The following is an 18,206-nucleotide window of genomic DNA, read 5'->3' on the forward strand; positions in this document are numbered from 1 at the left end:
AAATCTGGATAGACAGAGGGCAAAAAGCCGGACAGTTATCCGGCTTTTTGGCTGTTGCGTGAGCAGCGTGTCGCTTAGCGTCAGATTTTGCTTTCGACGTAGGCTTCGTCACGGATCTGACGCAGCCACGCTTGCAACTCTTCGTCGTACTTGCGGTTACGCAGCACAGTCATCGCTTGTTGTTCACGGAACGTGGCGCTGCTGTCTGTCGCGCGACGACCAAGCACTTCAAGCACGTGCCAGCCATACGGGCTCTTGAACGGCTTGGACAGTTCACCAGCCGGCGTGCTGTTCATCACGTCACGGAACTCGGGCACCAAAATACTCGGGTCAATCCAGCTCAGTGTGCCGCCATTCAGGGCAGAGCCTGGGTCTTCGGAGAAGCTCTTCGCTAACTCGGCAAAGTCTTCACCAGCCATGATGCGCTGATGCAGGCGTTCAACCAGGCGCTTGGTTTCCTCTTCGCTGCGGATTTCGCTCGGTTTGATCAGGATGTGGCGAACGTTAACTTCATCGCGCACCTGATTACCACCACCGCGTTTCTCCAGCAGTTTGATCATGATAAAACCGCCCGGTGTGCGCACCGGCTCAGTGACCTGGCCAATAGGCAGGGCCGCAATCATGTTGTCGAACGGTGGCGGCAGTTGCCCGGCTTTACGCCAGCCCATCTCGCCGCCTTCAAGCGCGGTTTCACTCGAGGAGCGTGCGATGGCCAGTTGAGCGAAATCAGCGCCTTGTTGCAGCTGTTCGTACAGCTCGCGTGCTTGACGATCGGCGGCCTGGATTTCCTCAGAGGAAGCGCCGTCGCTAACCGGAATGAGGATATTAGCCAGACGGAACTCTTCGGAGAGTTGCATTTTGCCCAAGTCAGAAGCGAGGAAGTTTTGCACTTCCTGATCCGTAACCTGAATGCGCTCGGCCACGCGACGTTGACGCACGCGGCTGATGATCATCTCGCGACGCACCTGCTCCCGAGCATCGGTATAGGACAGCCCGTCAGCCGCGAGTGCGGCCTGGAACTGTTCAAGGCTCATGCCGTTACGCTGGGCGATGGTGCCGATGGCTTGGTTCAACTCTTCATCGGTGATCCGAATGCCGGAGCGCTCGCCGATTTGCAGTTGAATATTTTCAATAATCAACCGCTCCAGCACTTGCTGGCTGAGCACGTGCTCGGGTGGCAGCGCTGCACCGCGCTGGGCGATGGTTTGCTGCACTTCACGCAGGCGCGCATTGAGCTGACTCTGCATGACCACATCGTTATCAACAATCGCCACGACACGGTCGAGGGGGCGAACTTCAGCCTGTGCCGCAGCACTCAGCAACAGCGCGCCCAGCAGCAGCGGGCGCACGCAATCAGAAAGCTTTGTCTTCACGTTCACGATAACCTTGAATGCCTTGGTCGAGGAAAGTCTCAACTTTATTGCCGACTACACCACCCAGACCTTTGAGAACGATCTGCAGGAAAATACCGCGGTCAGCCTGATCGTTCAGCGACGGGTTGAGGCTGACTTCGTCATAGTCGATCCAGTAACGATTGATTACGCGCAGCTTCCAGCAGCAACTGTCGTATTCGAAGCCGGCGAAGGCTTCCAGCGTGCGGTCGCGGCCATAGTCATACTGCCAGCGGGAAATCACACTCCACTGCGGAACGATTGGCCAGATGACGGAGAAGTCATGTTGGCTGATCTTGTAATAGTCCTCGATGAAGTTCTCGGTGCCCGGTGTGCCGTAATCGCCGCCTACTACCCAGTTGCCGCTCGCCTGGTCATAGCGCACGGTGTCGTTGCGGTAGCGATAACCAGCGTTAACCACCTTGTTCGGGTTGTCTTCTGGCTGGTAGTGAAGCATGGCGCTGCCTGAGCGCGTGCTGCCGCTGTCCGGATCCCAGTTGAAATCGGACGAGACGCGCCAGTCGCGGTTGAAGCGATACAGGTATTCGAGTGCGTAAGGCGAAACGTTGGATGTGTAATCACCTCGCTCACTCAACGGTGATGTGTTCGGAAGCCCGCTAAATGTGTCCGGCATTGTCACTTTGCGATCTTTAAAGTAAACCGCCTGACCAATGCTGAAGCGCTGACGCTCAAAGCCATTGGGTTCGATCCAGCGATTGGTGACGCCCAGCGACAGTTTGTTCTCGTCACCAATGCGGTCTTTGCCGGAGAAGCGGTTTTCACGCCACAGCGATGAGTAGCTGAAGGTGCTTTCACCCGTATCGAACACCGGAATATCGGTTTGATCTTCTTCGGGTACATACAGATAGAACAGGCGCGGCTCTAGAGTCTGGCGGTAAGGCTTGCCGAACCACTCCGTGTTGCGGTCGAAGTAGAGGCCGCTGTCCAAGCTGAACATGCCAACGCCACGGCTTTGGCTGCTTTTGTACTGCTGCTCGGCCAACAGTGTGTTTTTACCTTGCTGGTCCAGGCTCAGGTCATAGTTAGTTTGCAGGAATTTGACCTGCGGCTTGATATAGCCCCAGCTCCAATCCAGCGGCAAGCTAACACCGGGCTCGACATGCAGGCGTTCGCCGTTGGCGCGCGCAAGGCCTTGTAGTTGAGCGTCGTACCAGGGCTGTTCAACGACACCGTCTTCATTAACGAAGTTGCCTTTGCGCAGGCTGCGGTCGAAGTGCACATATTCAGCGCCGTAGGTTACGTTCAGCCCGGCTGGTTCGAATGGCAGTGTGCCGTCCAATGTCAGCTGCGGCAGGCGGTTGTAGGGTGTGATGTCAGTGATATTGGCCAATTCGTAGGCGTGCGCGTTGAGGCGTGCGGTGTAGCTCTCGCCACGGTAAGTGAGCGTGCCGCGCTGGTTAACGTAGCTGGTGGAGTCGATGCCCAGGTCTGTGTTCAGGTCCTGGAAGTAATACGGGTCGCTAATGTCGGTGTAGTCGACTTCGGCCAGCAAGCGCGAGGTCAGGCCAGTCTTGTGCTGCCAGCTGTACATCCAGCGCTGATCTTCGTACTCCGACTGCAGTTTGCGGTCGTCATTGCTGTCTTGCAGGAACGCGCCGCCCACCTGGCCTTCGCTGTTCTTGGTGAGGTAGCGCAATTCGCCTTCCATCAACAAGCCGCGATCCGCCATATAGGTTGGGTACAACGTGGCATCGTAGTTAGGCGCCAGGTTGAAGTAATAAGGCGTTTGCAGGGTCAGGCCGCTATCACTTGAGCTGCCAATGCTTGGCGGCAGGAAGCCGGACTGGCGACGGTCATCAATCGGGAAGTAGATATAGGGTGTGTAGAACACCGGAATATTCTTCACCCGTAAGGTCACGTTGGTGGCTGTACCAAAACCGGTGGCTGGGTTCAGCGTGACGTTATTGCCTTTCAGGTGCCAAGTGTTGCTGCCTGGCTCACAGCTTGTGTAGGTACCGTCTTTGAGGCGGATGATCGCGCTTTCTTCACGTTTGGCGTAAAGCGCGCTGCCGCGAGTATGGCTCTTGTGCAGCACATACTCGGCGTTTGCGATCTTGGCTTCACCGCTGTCCAGTTGCAGCTCGGCGCGGTCGCCTACCACCAGCATGCCTTGGTCGCGTAGGCGCACATTGCCGACCAGCTCACCACGGTTTTCAGCTTGTAGCAGGTTGGCTTCGTTGGCCTCGACCTGCAGGCCGGCTTGTCGCAGCACGACATCACCGGCCAGCGTGGCGATTTGCTCTTCCTGCTGATAGCGCGAAGCTTTGGCCGATACAAACATCGGTGCTTCGCTCATCGGCGTGGTGTCGGCCATGCCAGGGCGATTTGGCTCTACATACGCACCGGCGCAGTAAGGGCCGGCTTCAGCCAGTTGGGCCGCAGTGAGGTTTTCACGCGGGACCCAGTCCAGATGGCTGTAATCAGCGCTGCGCGAGGCCAAGGCTTTGCCACGGCTTTGCGTTACGCTGGTTACTTGCGCATCTTTGCCCTGCGCGGTTGTGTCTGCGCTGTCAGCCGTTTTACCGGCAACCAGCGAATCACGTTGAACCGGCCGGGCGGGCAGTGCAGCATTGCTGGCTTTCGGGGCGCATGCCCAGCCGCCGGTGGCGGAAACCTGGCAGTCGTACTGTTCGGCAGCGATAGCAAAAGGAACGGCTAGAGGTTGTAGCGCCAGAAGGCTGCCCGAGACCAATAGAGGGAATTTTTTACGAAACGCGGGGTATTTTACTGCCATCTTATTTTTTCCGGGCTTCCTGCGCGCCATTGGCCCTGAGGCCGCACGCCTCTCGATGGGCTTGAAAAGATGCTGGATAATAAAGCATGACCCGCGCAACGGCTAGCGCCGTCGGAGACCTTGTAATGCCTGATGAAGATGTACGCCTGAAACTCCTCGAAAACTGGCTTGATCAGCAACTCCCCGAGCTGTTTGCCGAGCAAGGGTGGGGCGCTGTACCCGCCGCCACGCTGACCTCAGCCAGCAGTGACGCCAGTTTTCGCCGCTATTTTCGCTGGCAGGGCGCTGGGCGCAGCTTGATTGTGATGGACGCACCGCCGCCGCAAGAAGACTGCCGGCCTTTCGTGAAGGTCGCGCATCTGCTGGCTGAAGCACGCCTCAACGTGCCGCAGATTCTTGCCGCCGACCTTGAACACGGCTTTTTACTGCTTAACGATTTAGGTCGGCAGACCTATCTCGATGTGATCAATGCAGAGAATGCCGACGCCTTATTTGTCGACGCCATGCAGGCACTTCTGGCTTTTCAGCAATTGCCGCCGACCACGCCGTTGTCCAGCTACGATGACACCTTGCTGCGTCGTGAGTTGCAGCTCTTCCCTGAGTGGTACGTCCAGCGTCACCTGCAGATTGAACTCAACGAGCAACAGCAGGCGCAGTGGCAGCGCGTCAGTCAGTTGCTCATCGACAGCGCCCTGGCGCAGCCCAAGGTGCTGGTGCATCGCGACTTCATGCCGCGCAACCTGATGCTCAGTGAGCCGAATCCTGGCGTGCTGGATTTTCAGGATGCGGTGTATGGGCCGGTGACTTATGACATCACCTGCTTGTTCAAAGATGCGTTCCTCAGCTGGCCTGATGCGCGTGTGCGAGGCTGGCTGGAGCAGTACTGGCAGCAAGCGCGCGCGGCGGGTGTGCCGGTGCAGGCCGAGTGCGAAGACTTTCTGCGTGCCAGCGACCTGATGGGTGTGCAGCGCCACCTCAAGGTGATCGGCATCTTCGCGCGTATTTGTCACCGCGACGGCAAACCCAAATATTTAGGGGATGTGCCGCGCTTCTTCTCTTATATAGAGGCGGTGATTGCACGTCGTCCCGAGTTGGTTGAGCTGGGCGAGCTGTTGGCCAGCCTGTCGCAGGCTCAGCCATGAAGGCGATGATCCTCGCGGCCGGTAAGGGCGAGCGTCTGCGGCCTTTGACCTTGCACACGCCTAAGCCTCTGGTGCGCGCGGCGGGCGTACCGTTGATCGAGTATCACGTGCGCGCTTTGGCGGCCGCCGGGTTTACCGAACTGGTGATCAACCACGCCTGGTTGGGGCAACAGGTCGAGGACTATCTGGGCGATGGCGCGCGCTTTGGTGTGCGTATTGCCTATTCGGCAGAGGGTGAACCGTTGGAAACCGGGGGCGGGATTTTCCAGGCGCTGCCGTTGCTGGGCGATCAGCCGTTTGTGCTGGTCAATGGCGATATTTTTACCGATTACCCCTTCGCCGAACTGCGCCGGCGGCTGACTGGCTTGGCGCATCTGGTGCTGGTCGATAACCCCGGCCATCACGTCGCGGGTGATTTTTGCCTGCGCGCGGGGCAGGTCACTGATGCTCAGCCGGGGCAGGAAAATCTGACTTACAGTGGCATGGCCGTCTTGTCGCCCGCTTTGTTTGCTGATTGCCAGCCAGGTGCTTTCAAACTCGCACCTTTGCTGCGTGCGGCAATGGCTGAGGGGCTGGTGTCGGGTGAGCAGTTTGCCGGGTGCTGGGTCGATGTGGGCACCCACGAGCGCTTGGCTGAAGTCGAGCGGTTACTTAAGGCGCGGGTTTAGCATGATTTGGCCTGCAACCCTGCTCGGTGCTGTTATTGGGCTGGCCGTGGCGAGCATCCCCGGGGCGCTGCTCGGTGGCTTGCTTGGGCAGGTGCTGGACCGGCGTTTGCGTCTGCAGTCTTGGGCCGCGCTACGTGAACGGCTGCTTCCCGGTGCTGCGCAGCGTGATGAATGGCTGCTGTTTGTGTTGCTCGGGCGCTTGGCCAAAAGTGGTGGTCGGGTGCTGCCCGCGCACATTCAGCAAGCACGTTCGGAAATGCAGCGCCTGGGTTTAAAAGCTGAAGAGCAGCGCCAGGCGATTGCCGCGTTTGCCCGTGGCAAGACCGGGCGAGACAGTTTGCGCGGGCCTTTGCAGCGCCAGCAGGCGCGTGCCGAGATGTTGCTGCGCGCCTGCTGGCGTATGGCTTGGGTGGACGGGCAGGTGGATGCAGCGGAGCGTGAACTGCTGAACCTCTGGGGCAAATGGTTGGGCGTTTCCACGGCCGCGCAGGCGCAGTTCAGTGACGCCTATGCGCCGCCGCGCGGTCCGTTGGTGTCCACCGCCAGCAATGCCTATCAACGAGCGCTGAACCTGTTGAATGTGACGGCTGATGCCGAACCCGCGCAGATCAAGCAGGCTTACCGGCGCTTACTCAGTCGTCATCACCCCGACAAACTGGCCGGCAGTGGCGCCACACCTGAGAGCGTGCGTGAGGCGACTGAGCACACCCGCGAGTTGCATCAAGCCTATGACTTGATTCGCCAACGCCACGGTTTTCGCTAAACACCCCGGTTAACCGGCATTGCGGCGGCCTCGGTTTACTTGGCCTCAACCTTCAGGCTGAGCCAGCCTTTTATGCGCCGGTAGAGCTGTTCCTGCTCGGCTTCACGGTTGCCCGGTAGGGCTTTCATGGCCACTTGAATGTAGGCCGGGTGTTTTTGCCGCTTGCTGGCCTGAGAGCGTTTGAGTGCTGCTTGGCGATCGGCGGGCAGGTCTTTGTAATAAAAGTCGCCGGTGGCCAGTTGCAACTGCGGCACTAACTCTTCCAGGCCTGGCCCGAAGCCTTTGGGCAGTTGTGCGGCGACCAATAGCAGGTTGCTGATGCCCTCGGGTTTACGTTCGGCTAGGTAGCGCACTGCCCAGTAAGCACCGCTGCCATGGCCGAGCAGGACGAGTGTGCCGGCTTTTTGCTGCTGAGCAAAGGCGATGGCGGCATCAATGCGCGCCATCACGCGCTCAGCGTGGGCTTTTTGTCGCTCTTCGGGCGTTTGCTCCACCGGCGGTTCTGGTGCGTCAATCGCGGCCACCTCTGCGGGTGCGTCGGCTGCAGTGGCCTCGTCGCTGGCGGTTGTTTGTTCATCTGTTGTCGCGTCGTCACTAACGGCAGCCGGTTCGACGGTACGGCGCATGGTGGGTGCGTCGCTGGCAGGATCCGGCAGGGTCAGGCTAAGGCTGTGCCAGCCAGCATCGGGTAGTTTGCGTCGCAGTGGGCCAACACTTTGCGGCCAGTCGGCGCTTTCATCGTCACCGGGCAGAATGATCACCGCGCCGCTGGGGGTGGCGACATTGGCCGGTAGCCAGAGGCTCAGAAATTCCTCATCAGCGGCCTGCAGTTGTTGCTGCTCCTTTGGCGCCAGGCGCTGTTGCAGGGCGCTGGCGTCCACTTCGCTGCGTTCGGGTAGAGGTGCGCGGGGTGTTTCCACGACGGCTTCTGGGCTTGTTTCAGTGCTCGCACTGTCGCTTTCTTCAGCCTGAAGAGGCTGCGCCAGAAGCAATGCCAGCAGCACGCTCAGTGTGGTGGGCCGGGTGGGGATAAAACTGCGCATCGGGCATTCCTCATGGAAACAGGCTACTGAAGCCTAATACCTGGGCGTGTCTTTGTCAGGGCCGAATAGCTCTAAGCCCTACAGGACTGGAGTAAGGTAAGGGTCGCCGACCGTTACCCCGGTCGTTCACCTCAATGGAGTGTGGTTGCGTTGATGCGCCTCTTGATTGTTCTTTTACTCTGGCCGGCGCTGCTGAGCGCCGCCGAGAGCACGGTGCTGCCATTGCGTCCGGCGTTTACGGCCGAGCAGCGCGAGTGGCTGGACGCGCATAACACCTTGCGTGTGGGTGTGGTGATGCAGGCACCCTGGGCGCAGTTTGATCGTCGCCAGCAGCGCCTATCCGGGGCCAATGTGGAATTGATGGATCGCTTGCTGCGGGGCATGGGCGTGCAAGGTCAGTGGCTGCGCTTTGCCGATCAAGATGCACTGGAGGCAGCCCTGCAACGTGGCGAAGTTGACCTAGCCCCCGGCCTGCAGCAAACCCCGCAAGGCCTGCGCCGCTGGCGCTTTTCTGACCCCTATTTGCGCGTGCCGCATCTGGTGGTGGGAGAGCGGCGCGGTAATAGTGCGGTTGACCTTGACCGTGTGGGGCGCGATGAAAAGGTTGCGGTGCGCGCCCCCAGTGCGGTGCAGGAATACCTGCGCGTGACGCACAGCAACGTGCAATTGCAGCCGGTGGCCAATGAGCGTGCGGCACTGGATATGCTGCTGCGCCAAGAGGTCAGTTACGCGGTGGTGGATGAGGCACGCTTGAGCCTGTTGCTGCGTGAAACCCAGTTCGCCGGGCTGAGCATTGTCGGTGACATTGGCCTGCCGCAGTTGCTGCGCATCGCCAGCCGTCGCGACGCGCCGATGCTTGCCGACATCGTCCAGCGCACGTTGCAGGCGCTGCCCGGTGGCGAGCTTGAGCAATTGCAGGCGCGCTGGTTCCCGCTCACGACGCGTCAGCTGGGTAACCCGCTGGCCTTCTGGAAAGGCTTTAGCCTGTTTTTGGGGATCATCCTGCTGACGGCGGCGGCGATCACCCGGCACCTGTTGCAGCAGCGTCGCAGTCTGGAGCGTCAGCTGTTGGATGCACGTGCCGTGCTCAGCCAGCGCGAAGCGGCCGAGCAAGCGCTGCGCCTTAGCCAGTTCTCGATTGATAACAGCACCGTGGGCATTCTCTGGGTCAATTGGGACAGCCATGTGCGCTATGCCAACCTGGCCGCCGAACGCATGCTGGGGTACGCGGGCGGCGCATTGGTGGACTTGCCGCTGGTGCAGTTGGAGCCCGCCCTGAGCATGGACCGTTGGCTGAGCTTGTGGCGTCAGGCGCGCGGCAGCCTTGAGTCACTGCCCCGATTTGAAATCGACTGCCAGCGGGCCGATGGCAGCCGCTTGCCAGTGGATGTGTCACTGAGCTTTTTACGTTTTGACCAGTCGGAATACCTGGTGGTGTTTATCACCGATGTCACCGAGCGCCGCCGTGCGCAGGCCGCCTTGCAGGAAAGCGAAGCGCGTTTGAAGGGCATCGCTGGCAACGTGCCGGGGCTGGTGTTTCGTTTGGAGCGAGCGCGTGCCGAGCAGTCGGTGGAGTTTGCCTACATCAGCGAAGCCAGTCTGGAATTAGTGGGCTACCCGGCAGCCGAGTTGCAGCGTGAAGACCGTGGCATTCGCAGTCTGGTACACCCTGATGACCAAGCCAGCTATCACCAAACGCAGGATGCGGCGCTAGCGGGCGACTGCGACTGGCAATGGCAGGGCCGCATCCTCACCCGTGACGGCGAGCTGCGTTGGGCGGACATCAAAGCCACGGCGCGCAGTTTGGGCGAGGGGCGGGTGGTGTGGGATGGCATCGTCTGGGACATCACGGAAAACAAACAAGTCGAACTGGCCCTGGCCGACTCCCGCGCCCGCTTACGTGAATTGGCCGCTCACCTGGAAAGTGTCCGCGAAGAAGAAAAGGCCCGCATTGCCCGCGAAGTGCACGACGAGTTGGGGCAGGTGCTGACCGTGCTCAAGCTGGAAACCGCCATGTGCGAGCTGGCCTTTGCTGGTCAGGTCGAAGGGCTGGATGAACGTCTGCAAAGCATGAAGCGCTTGATTGCGCAGTTATTCCAACTGGTGCGTGATGTGGCCACGGCGCTGCGCCCGCCGATTCTGGATGCCGGGATTGCCTCGGCCATTGAATGGCAGGTGCGCCGCTTTGAGTCGCGCACCCAGATCCCTTGCCTGGTGGAAGTACCCGATAACCTGCCGCCCCTCAGCGATGCCAAGGCCATTGGCCTGTTCCGCATTCTGCAGGAATCACTGACCAACGTGATGCGCCATGCCGGTGCGCACAGCGTGCAGGTTTACTTGCGCGTCGAGAACGGCGAGCTGTGCCTGTGTGTGATCGATGACGGCAAAGGTTTTGTGCCTGAGTCGCGCAAGGCTGGACAGTCGTTCGGTTTGGTCGGCATGCAGGAACGGGTATTTATGCTCGGCGGGCGTTTACAGATTGACAGTCAGCCGGGCGAGGGCACTACGCTGCTCGCGCATGTGGCATTGGATGAGGAGGCGCTGACGTGATTCGGGTATTAGTGGCAGAAGACCACGCCATCGTGCGTGAAGGGATCAAGCAGTTGATCGGCATGGCGCGCGACCTTGAAGTGGTGGGTGAGGCGAGCAATGGCGAGCAATTGCTGGAGACCCTGCGCAAGGTGGAGTGCGATGTGGTGCTGCTGGATATTTCCATGCCCGGCGTCAACGGCCTGGAAGCCATTCCACGTATCCGCGCGCTGCTGCGCCCGCCGGCGATTCTGGTGCTGTCCATGCACGATGAAGCGCAGATGGCCGCGCGCGCACTGAAGATCGGTGCAGCCGGTTACGCCACCAAGGACAGCGATCCGGCATTGTTGATTGCTGCCATTCGCAAGGTGGCCAGTGGTGGCCGTTACATTGACCCTGATTTGGCCGACCGCATGGTCTTTGAGGTGGGGCTTACGGATTCGCGCCCACCGCATGCGCAATTGTCCGAGCGCGAATTTTCTGTGCTTGAACGCTTGGTGCGCGGAGAGGGGGTTAACGACATTGCCCTGCACCTGGCGGTCAGCAATAAAACCGTCAGTACCCACAAAGCGCGTTTGATGCAGAAGCTGGGTCTGCATTCGGTGGCTGATCTGGTGCGCTACGCCATGGAGCACAAGCTGCTCTAAAACGGTGCTTTGCGCCTCCTTTTTGATGCCGCAGCAAAGGCTGCGTGGCCCGCCCGGTGTGGCTTGCGCCCTGTCTCTGTGCGATTTTTGGTGTGTCGTTTTTTGTAGGGCAATCCCTACGCAGGGTTCTCCTTTCGCCTGACATCAAGTTGTCATCCAGCCCGATTATGCCGCTGCTTTAACCCCCCTAGTCTTGTGCCATCAGCGTGCAGACAACAACAAGGGTGTGGCGATGAGCGGGTCTCAGGCAAACGATGTATTGGTTAGCTTTCGTGGTGTGCAGAAGAGCTACGACGGCGAAAACCTGATCGTCAAAGATCTCAATCTGGATATCCGCAAGGGCGAGTTTCTCACCCTGCTGGGGCCGTCCGGTTCGGGTAAAACCACCAGCCTGATGATGCTGGCCGGCTTCGAAACGCCCACCGCCGGTGAGATTCTGCTCGACGGCCGTTCCCTCAATCGCCTGCCGCCGCACAAGCGCGACATCGGTATGGTGTTCCAGAACTACGCGCTGTTCCCGCACATGACCGTGGCCGAGAACCTTGCCTTCCCCCTGAGTGTGCGCGGCATGTCGCGTACCGACAGCGCCGAACGGGTGAAAAAGGCGCTGTCCATGGTGCAGCTCGACAGCTTCCGCAATCGTTATCCCGGTCAGCTTTCGGGTGGCCAGCAGCAGCGCGTGGCCTTGGCCCGTGCGCTGGTGTTCGAACCACAACTGGTGCTGATGGATGAACCCCTCGGCGCGTTGGACAAACAACTGCGTGAGCACATGCAGATGGAAATCAAGCACCTGCATCAGCGTCTGGGCGTGACCGTGGTCTACGTCACCCATGATCAGGGCGAAGCGCTGACCATGTCGGATCGCGTGGCGGTGTTTCATCAGGGCGAGATCCAGCAGATCGCCGATCCACGCACGCTGTACGAACACCCGAGCAACACCTTCGTTGCCAACTTTATCGGCGAGAACAACCGCATCAGCGGCCAGTTGCTCAGCCGCGACGGCGAGCGTTGTGTGATTGGCCTGGCCCGTGGTGAGCAGGTTGAAGCGCTGGCGGTCAACGTTGGTGCCGTGGGTGAACCGGTGACCTTGTCGATTCGGCCCGAGCGCGTGCGCCTCAACGGCCACAGTGATGCCTGCCGCAACCGCTTCTCTGGCCGTGTGGCGGAGTTCATCTACCTGGGCGACCACGTGCGCATCCGCATGGAGGTCTGCGGCAAAGATGATTTTTACATCAAGCAGCCCGTCGCTGAACTGGATGCCAGCCTCGCTGTGGGTGACCTGGTGCCGCTGGGCTGGCACGTCGAGCATGCCCGCGCGCTCGACCCGCTGCAGCCCGACTGACTGAACATAAAACCGACCCATGTGACACAGAGGAGCTAACAACAATGATGAAATCCCTGAAGCTCGCGGCCCTGGCCGCCGGCGTAGCCTGTGCGATGCCGGCACTGGCGGTGGACCTGACCGCCATCTCGTTCGGTGGCGCAAGCAAGGATGCGCAGGCCAAAGCGTTCTATGAGCCCTTTGAAAAGGCCACTGGCAATAAGATTCTGGCCGGTGAATACAACGGCGAAATGGCCCGCATCAAAGCCATGGTCGACACCAACAGCGTGAGCTGGAACCTGGTGGAAGTGGAGTCGCCGGAACTGGCTCGCGGCTGTGATGAAGGCCTGTTCGAGACCCTCGATCCGGCCCAGTTCGGCGACCAGAGCAACTTCGTCAAAGGCGCGATTCAGCCGTGCGGCGTGGGCTTCTTTGTATGGTCCACGGTACTCGCTTACAACGCCGACAAACTGGCCAAAGCCCCTACCGGCTGGGCGGATTTCTGGGACGTTAAGCAGTTCCCCGGCAAACGCGGCCTGCGCAAAGGTGCCAAATACACCTTGGAATTTGCCTTGATGGCAGACGGCGTTGCCCCGACTGATGTGTACAGCGTGCTGGCCACCCGTGATGGGGTTGACCGTGCCTTCCGCAAGCTTGATGAACTCAAGCCGCATATCCAGTGGTGGGAAGCCGGCGCGCAGCCACCGCAGTATTTGGTCTCGGGCGACGTGGTGATGAGTTCGGCCTACAACGGTCGCATCGCCGCCGTGCAAGCGGAGAGCAACCTGCAAGTGGTATGGACGGGCGGCATCTATGACTTCGACTCGTGGGCCATCCCACGTGGGGCGAAGAACCAGGAATTGGCTAAGGAATTCATCGCCTTCTCGGTACAGCCTGAAGCGCAGAAAGTCTTCTCCGAGAACATCGCCTACGGCCCAGCCAACAAGCAAGCCATCGAGTTGCTGGCCCCTGAGCGTCTGACCGTGATGCCAACCACCCCGGACAACATCAAGGACCAAGTGGCCATCGATGTGGTGTTCTGGGCTGACTACGGCGAGCAACTGGAGCAGCGCTTCAATGCTTGGGCCGCGCGTAACTAAGTCTGTGTGACCTCACGCCAGGTCCGGCGCTATAACCGGCCTGGCGAACTGAATTCTACGTCGCCTGCGGGCGACACCTGTTTGCGGAGTTGTTCATGGCCAGTGTCCTGTCCGCCACCGATACCGATTTGCAAGGGGCCGGCCCCAGCCTAAAACAGAAGCTGGCGCGCGCCGAGCGCTTCAACCGTCTGAAGTCCAAGGCGTTGATTCTGCCGCTGGTGATCTTCCTGTTGCTGACCTTTATCGTGCCCATCGTGGCGCTGTTGTGGCGCAGTGTGGACAACCCCGAGGTGGTCAGCACTTTGCCGCAAACCGTGGTGGCGATTGAGGCGTGGGACGGTCGCGGTTTGCCCGATGAAACGGTTTACCGAGCCATGGCCCTCGATATTGTTGAGGCCCGCCAGCAGCGCACCTTGGGTGATCTGTCCAAACGCCTGAACATGGAGCTGGCCGGCTACCGCAGCCTGATCAACAGCACCGCACGCAAGCTGCCGTTTGCGGCTGAACCTGACTCTTACAAAGCCGCGCTCGAAACATTGGACGAACGCTGGGGCGACCCGGCTTATTGGCAGGTTATACGTCGCAACACCAGCAGCCTGACGCCTTATTACTTGTTGGCGGCGCTGGATCATCGAATTGACGATTTGGGCGAGCTGGCCAGTGCTACCCCGGATCAGTCCATCTACCTGGATATCTTCACCCGCACCTTTTGGATGAGCCTGGTGATTACCGCCATCTGCCTGGTGCTGGCCTATCCGCTGGCCTACCTGTTGGCGACGCTGCCGACCCGGCAAAGCAACCTGTTGATGATTTTGGTGCTGCTGCCGTTCTGGACCTCGATTCTGGTGCGGGTCGCGGCGTGGATCGTACTGCTGCAATCGGGCGGGTTGATCAACAGTGCGCTGATGTCGGTCGGCATCATCGATGAACCCATGCAGTTGGTGTTCAACCGCAGCGGCGTCTACATCGCCATGGTGCACATCATGCTGCCGTTTATGATTTTGCCGATTTACAGCGTGATGAAGGGTATCTCGCCCACCTACATGCGTGCGGCGGTGTCGCTGGGCTGCCACCCGTTCGCCAGTTTCTGGCGCGTGTACTTCCCGCAGACCCTGGCCGGTGTTGGCGCTGGCTGCCTGCTGGTGTTCATTCTGTCGATTGGCTACTACATCACCCCGGCGCTGCTGGGCAGCCCGAACGATCAGATGATCAGCTACTTCGTCGCCTTCTACACCAACAGCTCGATCAACTGGGGCATGGCCACCGCTCTGGGCGGCTTGCTGCTGGCGGCCACGCTGGTGCTGTACGTGGTGTACAGCTGGCTGGTCGGTGCCAGCAAGTTGCGCCTGGCCTAAAAAACACCCTGCGCAGCAGGCATCTGATGCCCCTCTCCAGCTTGCGGGAGAGGGTGCCCGAAGGGCGGGAGAGGGCGGCTGTTCACCAAACCCTCTCCCCCAGCCCCTCTCCCACAAGTGGGAGAGGGCAGCTAAAGCCAAATGGAGTCACAGTTATGCTCAGCCCCTACATGTCGCCCATCGAACGCATCTGGCATTACAGCCTGCGCACCCTCTGCGCGCTGGTGCTGCTTTTTCTGATTCTGCCGGTGCTGGTGATTATTCCGCTGTCGTTTAACTCTGGCAGCTTTCTGGTGTACCCGCTGCAAGGGTTTTCCCTGCGTTGGTATGAAGACTTTTTCACCTCTGCCGAGTGGATGCGCTCGCTGAAAAATAGCTTGATCATCGCCCCGGCTGCCACGGTGCTGGCGATGGTGTTCGGTACGCTGGCGGCCATCGGCCTGACCCGCGGCGAGTTTCGCGGCAAAGCGCTGGTGATGAGCCTGCTGATTTCGCCCATGGTGGTGCCGGTGGTGATTGTCGGTGTGGCCAGCTACCTGTTTTTCGCACCACTGGGTCTGGGTAACAGCTACCTGTCGCTGATTGTGGTGCATGCGGTGCTCGGTGTGCCGTTCGTCATCATCACCGTGTCGGCCACCCTGCAAGGTTTTAACTACAACCTGGTGCGTGCGGCCGCCAGCCTCGGTGCTTCGCCGCTGACTGCGTTTCGCCGGGTAACGCTGCCATTGATCGCACCCGGGGTGATCAGCGGGGCGCTGTTTGCCTTCGCCACTTCCTTCGATGAAGTGGTGGTGACCCTGTTCCTCGCCGGCCCCGAGCAAACCACCCTGCCACGGCAGATGTTCAGTGGTATTCGCGAGAACCTGTCGCCGACCATTGCCGCTGCGGCGACCTTGCTGATCGGTTTCTCCATCCTGCTGCTGCTGACCTTGGAATGGCTGCGTGGCCGTAGCGAGAAACTGCGCACCCAGCAACCGTCCTGATCCACCCAGAACAAGAGAACCCCATGAGCCTGCAATTGAATGACCCCAGCCTGCTGCGCCAGCAGGCCTATGTGAATGGCCATTGGTGCGAGGCCGACAGCGGTGCGCGCACTGAAATACTCAACCCGGCCAATGGCGAGCTGATCGGCAGCGTGCCGAATATGGGCTGCGCCGAAACCCGCCGCGCCATCGAGGCCGCACAAACCGCGCAGCCAGCCTGGCGCGCCCTGACGGCCAAAGAGCGGGCGAACCGTCTGCGCCAGTGGTTCAACCTGATCATGGCTAACCAGGAAGACCTGGCGCGGATCATGACCGCCGAGCAAGGCAAACCCCTGACCGAAGCCCGTGGCGAGATCGCCTATGCCGCTTCCTTTATTGAATGGTTCGCCGAGGAAGCCAAGCGCGCCTATGGCGATGTGATTCCGGCCCACGCGGGCGACAAGCGCATCCTGGTGCAAAAAGAACCGGTGGGTGTGACTGCCGCTATTACGCCGTGGAACTTCCCCAGCGCGATGATCACCCGCAAGGCTGGTCCTGCTCTGGCAGCGGGTTGCGCCATGGTGCTCAAACCTGCGCCGCAAACCCCGTTCTCGGCGTTGGCGCTGGCTGTACTGGCCGAGCGCGCTGGCATCCCCGCAGGTTTGCTCAGTGTGATCCCGGCCGATGTGGACGCCAGCCGTGAGGTGGGCGGTGAGCTGTGCGACAACCCCATCGTGCGCAAGATGAGCTTTACCGGCTCCACCGGTGTCGGCATCAAACTGATGCAGCAGTGCGCGCCGAGCCTGAAAAAGCTCTCGCTGGAACTGGGCGGCAACGCGCCGTTTATCGTCTTCGACGACGCCGATCTGGATGCGGCGGTGGAAGGGGCGATTATTTCTAAATTCCGTAACGCCGGGCAGACCTGCGTGTGCGCCAACCGCCTGTACATTCAGGACGGCGTGTATGACGCCTTCGCGGCCAAGCTGCAAGCCGCAGTGGCCAAACTCAAGGTCGGTAACGGCATGCTTGAGGGCATCACCACCGGGCCGCTGATCAATCCCGAGGCGGTGGCCAAGGTGCAACGTCATCTGCAAGACGCCCTGGATAAAGGCGCGACCCTGCTGGGTGGCGGCAGTAGTTTGGGCGGTAACTTCTTTGAACCCACCATTGTCACCGGCGTGACCGCCGAGATGGCCGTGGCCCGCGAAGAAACCTTCGGCCCGCTGGCGCCGCTGTTTCGCTTTAACGACGAAGCCGAAGTGATTCGCCAGGCCAACGACACCGAGTTTGGCTTGGCCGCCTACTTCTATGCCCGCGACCTAAGCCGCGTATTCCGCGTGGCCGAGGCGCTGGAGTACGGCATGGTCGGCATCAACACCGGGGTGATTTCGACCGAAGTCGCACCGTTTGGCGGGATGAAATCGTCCGGGCTGGGTCGCGAAGGCTCCAAGTACGGTCTGGATGAGTACCTGGAGATCAAATACCTCTGCCTGGGCGTGTAAGGGTATCGACCTCCGGGTCGTCGGCCATACGGCGTTGGCCGGGGTCGGAAAAATGCTCATTGGCAACAGCCAACTCCGCTTTTTCCAACCCCGGCCGCCTTGTCTGGCCTTAGCCCCGAAGCTCTCGAACGGTGGAGCCGTTAGGAAATTAAACACCCCAGGTTCAACCAACGAGCCGGTCACCTGGGTTTGCAACAGCGAAAATGAACCTGAGCAACCCGCAGGGCGCGGTAGTCGATCATCGAATGCTGACCGCACTCTTCGCCCGGTTGCCTTTTATCCTTGAACTACGCCGACCGATGAGCGGCGAATGAGGACTTTATGAGCAAGACCAACGAATCTTTGATGCAACGCCGCACCGCTGCCGTTCCACGCGGCGTGGGCCAGATCCACCAGATCTTCGCCGAGTCGGCAAAGAACGCCACGGTGACCGACGTTGAAGGCCGCGAGTTTATCGACTTTGCTGGCGGCATCGCGGTGCTCAACACCGGCCACCTGCACCCGAAAGTGGTGGCCGCGGTGCAAGAGCAACTGACCAAGCTAACCCACACCTGCTTCCAAGTGCTGGCGTACGAGCCGTATGTTGAGCTGTGCGAGAAGATCAACGCGCGCGTGCCGGGTGATTTCACCAAGAAAACCCTGCTGGTCACCACCGGCTCCGAAGCGGTGGAGAACTCGATCAAAATCGCTCGTGCCGCCACCGGCCGCGCTGGCGTGATCGCCTTCACTGGCGGTTACCACGGCCGCACCATGATGACCCTGGGCCTGACCGGCAAAGTGGTGCCGTATTCGGCCGGCATGGGCCTGATGCCCGGTGGCATCTTCCGTGCGCAGTTCCCGTGCGAACTGCATGGTGTGAGCACCGATGACGCCATCGCCAGCATCGAGCGCATCTTCAAAAACGATGCTGAGCCGCGCGATATTGCCGCGATCATCATCGAGCCGGTGCAAGGCGAAGGCGGTTTCTACGTCGCGCCGAAAGACTTCATGCTGCGCCTGCGCGCCCTGTGTGATCAGCACGGCATCCT

14 protein-coding genes are annotated in these 18,206 nt (G+C 60.3%); 11 read left to right on the plus strand and 3 right to left on the minus strand.

Features of this window, described 5'->3' with window-relative positions:
* Positions 1 to 80: 80 nt before the first annotated feature.
* Both AUK77_RS18650 and AUK77_RS18655 read right to left on the minus strand, forming a co-directional pair.
* Positions 81 to 1,373 carry a peptidylprolyl isomerase gene (locus tag AUK77_RS18650; protein ID WP_296132782.1) on the minus strand — a complete coding sequence of 431 codons (1,293 nt, stop codon included), beginning with the start codon at positions 1,371 to 1,373 and terminating at the stop codon, positions 81 to 83.
* The gene (locus tag AUK77_RS18655; RefSeq protein WP_296132784.1) at positions 1,354 to 4,146 is read right to left on the minus strand and encodes an LPS-assembly protein LptD; all 2,793 of its coding nucleotides are present in this window, start codon (positions 4,144 to 4,146) and stop codon (positions 1,354 to 1,356) included. The genes AUK77_RS18650 and AUK77_RS18655 overlap by 20 nt, the downstream gene beginning before the upstream one ends.
* Before the next feature lie 125 nt (positions 4,147 to 4,271).
* Here AUK77_RS18655 and AUK77_RS18660 point away from each other — a divergent pair, with 125 nt between their 5' ends.
* The 3 genes from AUK77_RS18660 to AUK77_RS18670 are packed head-to-tail and all read left to right on the plus strand — an operon-like array spanning position 4,272 to position 6,719.
* Positions 4,272 to 5,288, plus strand: a complete 1,017-nt coding sequence (locus AUK77_RS18660) for a phosphotransferase (protein ID WP_296132786.1) — start codon at positions 4,272 to 4,274, stop codon at positions 5,286 to 5,288.
* The gene (gene murU / locus AUK77_RS18665; RefSeq protein WP_296132787.1) at positions 5,285 to 5,956 is read left to right on the plus strand and encodes an N-acetylmuramate alpha-1-phosphate uridylyltransferase MurU; all 672 of its coding nucleotides are present in this window, start codon (positions 5,285 to 5,287) and stop codon (positions 5,954 to 5,956) included. Before AUK77_RS18660 ends, murU begins: the two co-directional genes overlap by 4 nt.
* 1 nt (position 5,957) lies before the next feature.
* Positions 5,958 to 6,719, plus strand: coding sequence for a DnaJ domain-containing protein (locus tag AUK77_RS18670; RefSeq protein ID WP_296132788.1), 762 nt, complete (start codon positions 5,958 to 5,960; stop codon positions 6,717 to 6,719).
* A 35-nt stretch (positions 6,720 to 6,754) separates the two neighbouring features.
* Here the strand turns inward: AUK77_RS18670 and AUK77_RS18675 are convergent, their stop codons facing one another.
* Entirely contained in the window at positions 6,755 to 7,762 is a 1,008-nt protein-coding gene (locus AUK77_RS18675; protein ID WP_296132789.1) for an alpha/beta hydrolase family protein, read from the minus strand.
* Positions 7,763 to 7,915: 153 nt separating this feature from the next.
* Here AUK77_RS18675 and AUK77_RS18680 point away from each other — a divergent pair, with 153 nt between their 5' ends.
* The 8 genes from AUK77_RS18680 to AUK77_RS18715 form a co-directional block, all read left to right on the plus strand.
* Positions 7,916 to 10,312 carry a sensor histidine kinase gene (locus tag AUK77_RS18680; protein ID WP_296132791.1) on the plus strand — a complete coding sequence of 799 codons (2,397 nt, stop codon included), beginning with the start codon at positions 7,916 to 7,918 and terminating at the stop codon, positions 10,310 to 10,312.
* Positions 10,309 to 10,938 carry a response regulator transcription factor gene (locus AUK77_RS18685; RefSeq protein WP_296132792.1) on the plus strand — a complete coding sequence of 210 codons (630 nt, stop codon included), beginning with the start codon at positions 10,309 to 10,311 and terminating at the stop codon, positions 10,936 to 10,938. Before AUK77_RS18680 ends, AUK77_RS18685 begins: the two co-directional genes overlap by 4 nt.
* A 232-nt stretch (positions 10,939 to 11,170) precedes the next feature.
* Positions 11,171 to 12,280, plus strand: coding sequence for an ABC transporter ATP-binding protein (locus tag AUK77_RS18690; protein ID WP_296132794.1), 1,110 nt, complete (start codon positions 11,171 to 11,173; stop codon positions 12,278 to 12,280).
* A gap of 44 nt (positions 12,281 to 12,324) precedes the next feature.
* Positions 12,325 to 13,359: an ABC transporter substrate-binding protein gene (locus AUK77_RS18695; RefSeq protein WP_296132796.1), complete on the plus strand. Its 1,035-nt coding sequence runs from the start codon at positions 12,325 to 12,327 to the stop codon at positions 13,357 to 13,359.
* Positions 13,360 to 13,454: 95 nt separating this feature from the next.
* A complete protein-coding gene (locus AUK77_RS18700; protein ID WP_296132798.1) occupies positions 13,455 to 14,714 on the plus strand; it encodes an ABC transporter permease in 1,260 nt (419 codons plus the stop codon).
* A gap of 155 nt (positions 14,715 to 14,869) precedes the next feature.
* Entirely contained in the window at positions 14,870 to 15,697 is an 828-nt protein-coding gene (locus AUK77_RS18705; RefSeq protein WP_296132801.1) for an ABC transporter permease, read from the plus strand.
* Positions 15,698 to 15,726: 29 nt separating this feature from the next.
* Positions 15,727 to 17,178, plus strand: coding sequence for an NADP-dependent succinate-semialdehyde dehydrogenase (gene gabD / locus AUK77_RS18710; RefSeq protein WP_296132805.1), 1,452 nt, complete (start codon positions 15,727 to 15,729; stop codon positions 17,176 to 17,178).
* Positions 17,179 to 17,499: 321 nt separating this feature from the next.
* Positions 17,500 to 18,206, plus strand: a 707-nt coding sequence (locus AUK77_RS18715) for an aminotransferase class III-fold pyridoxal phosphate-dependent enzyme (RefSeq protein WP_296132803.1), incomplete at its 3' end; no start/stop codon positions are given.

The organism is Pseudomonas sp. Ga0074129 (genome assembly GCA_001465025.1).
Taxonomy (GTDB): Bacteria; Pseudomonadota; Gammaproteobacteria; order Pseudomonadales; family Pseudomonadaceae; genus Aquipseudomonas.

Coding starts and splice junctions, on each gene's coding strand:
- AUK77_RS18705 (WP_296132801.1), top strand. CDS start 14,870: ATGCTCAGCCCCTACATGTCGCCCATCGAACGCATCTGGCATTACAGC.
- AUK77_RS18680 (WP_296132791.1), top strand. CDS start 7,916: ATGCGCCTCTTGATTGTTCTTTTACTCTGGCCGGCGCTGCTGAGCGCC.
- AUK77_RS18660 (WP_296132786.1), top strand. CDS start 4,272: ATGCCTGATGAAGATGTACGCCTGAAACTCCTCGAAAACTGGCTTGAT.
- AUK77_RS18675 (WP_296132789.1), bottom strand. CDS start 7,762: ATGCGCAGTTTTATCCCCACCCGGCCCACCACACTGAGCGTGCTGCTG.
- AUK77_RS18695 (WP_296132796.1), top strand. CDS start 12,325: ATGATGAAATCCCTGAAGCTCGCGGCCCTGGCCGCCGGCGTAGCCTGT.
- AUK77_RS18700 (WP_296132798.1), top strand. CDS start 13,455: ATGGCCAGTGTCCTGTCCGCCACCGATACCGATTTGCAAGGGGCCGGC.
- AUK77_RS18670 (WP_296132788.1), top strand. CDS start 5,958: ATGATTTGGCCTGCAACCCTGCTCGGTGCTGTTATTGGGCTGGCCGTG.
- AUK77_RS18655 (WP_296132784.1), bottom strand. CDS start 4,146: ATGGCAGTAAAATACCCCGCGTTTCGTAAAAAATTCCCTCTATTGGTC.
- AUK77_RS18690 (WP_296132794.1), top strand. CDS start 11,171: ATGAGCGGGTCTCAGGCAAACGATGTATTGGTTAGCTTTCGTGGTGTG.
- murU (WP_296132787.1), top strand. CDS start 5,285: ATGAAGGCGATGATCCTCGCGGCCGGTAAGGGCGAGCGTCTGCGGCCT.